1 protein-coding gene is annotated in these 1,477 nt (G+C 60.5%); it reads left to right on the top strand.

All coding sequences use genetic code 11. The features are described 5' to 3' along the window. Nucleotides 1-87: 87 nt before the first annotated feature. Nucleotides 88-1,477 (top strand): AMP-binding protein (locus tag ABIB36_RS21875; protein ID WP_354563601.1); only part of this gene is annotated, 1,390 nt, incomplete at its 3' end.

The raw sequence follows: 1,477 nt of genomic DNA, 5'->3' as shown, positions 1-1,477 counted from the left end.
GGTGATGGTGAGCGGTTGTCGGTGTTGCGTGGGTCGAATGCGGCGTATGTGATTTTCACGTCGGGGTCGACGGGTCGGCCGAAGGGTGTGGCGGTTTCGCATGAGGCGATCGTCAACCAGATCTCTTGGCTTACCGAGCGGTTCGGGTTGGGTGCGGGGGATGTGGTGTTGCAGAAGACGCCGGTGACGTTCGATGTGTCGTTGTGGGAGTTGTTCGGTACTTTGCTTTCCGGTGGGCGTTTGGTGTTGGCGGCACCGGATGGTCATCGTGATTCTCGGTATTTGGCGCAGGTGATTGCTGATGAGGCGGTCACCATGACCTCGTTCGTCCCGTCGATGTTGTCGGTGTTCGTGGCGGAGACGGCTGGGTTCGAGTCCGATTCGTTCGGTTCGTTGCGGGTGGTTCTCGCGGCCGGTGAGGCGTTGCCGATGTCTGTGGTGCGGTCTTTCGAGCGTGCTTTGCCGGGTGTGGCTTTGCACAACTTGTATGGTCCGACGGAGTTCACGGTGCATGCGACCGAGGGTGTGGTGGATTCTGCTCTCGGGACGGTGACCATCGGTAGGCCGGTGTGGAATACGCGTGCGTTGGTTCTCGACGAGCGTTTGCATCCGGTGCCGGTGGGAGTAGCGGGCGAACTCTATCTCTCTGGTCCTCAGGTGGCTCGGGGATATGTGGCCCGGCCGGATTTGACTAGTGGTGCTTTTGTTGCTGATCCGTTCGCCGACCCCGAAGCGCAGGGTTCGCGTCTGTATCGGACCGGGGACTTGGTGCGGTGGACGAGCGGCGGTGAGATCGAGTATGTGGGGCGCACCGATTTTCAGGTGAAGTTGCGTGGTTTGCGTATCGAGTTGGGCGAGATCGAGGCTGTACTGACCGAGGTGCCGTCGGTGGCGGGTGCTGTTGTGCTGGTGCGCAACGAGCAGCTTGTTGGTTATCTTGTCGGTGAGTCCTCGGCGGGTATCGATCTGGACGAGGTGACTGCAGCAGCCGCTGTGCATTTGCCGTCCTATATGGTCCCGTCGAACTACGTTGTGCTCGAAGAGTTTCCATTGGGATCGAGTGGGAAGCTCGATCGTACGGCTTTGCCGGATCCGGTCGTGGCGGTCAAGGAGTTTCGGGTGCCCACCACGCCGGTGGAAGAGATCGTGGCGGAGACTTTCGCGGGGGTGCTCGGTCTGGGGCGTGTGGGTCTCGATGATGACTTTTTCGAGCTCGGTGGTAACTCGCTGATTGCGACTCAGTTGGTCTCTCGTTTGGGTGCGGTGCTCGACACCCGACTTCCGGTGCGGATTCTGTTCGATGCGCCGAAGGTTGGTGCTCTGGCTTCGTTGGTGGAGTCTCAGGTGGGTGCGGGTGCACGGGTTGCGTTGGTGGCGCAGGTGCGGCCGGATGTTGTTCCGTTGTCGTTGGCGCAGCAGCGGATGTGGTTCCTCAACCGATTCGATACCGCGTCTGCGGTGAACAATATTCCGGTGG

Source organism: Rhodococcus sp. UYP9, assembly GCF_040547235.1.
In the GTDB taxonomy this organism is placed as follows: Bacteria; Actinomycetota; Actinomycetes; order Mycobacteriales; family Mycobacteriaceae; genus Rhodococcoides.
The sequence above is the reverse complement of the archived record's forward strand: the minus strand, read 5'-3'. Positions and strand labels throughout refer to the sequence as shown.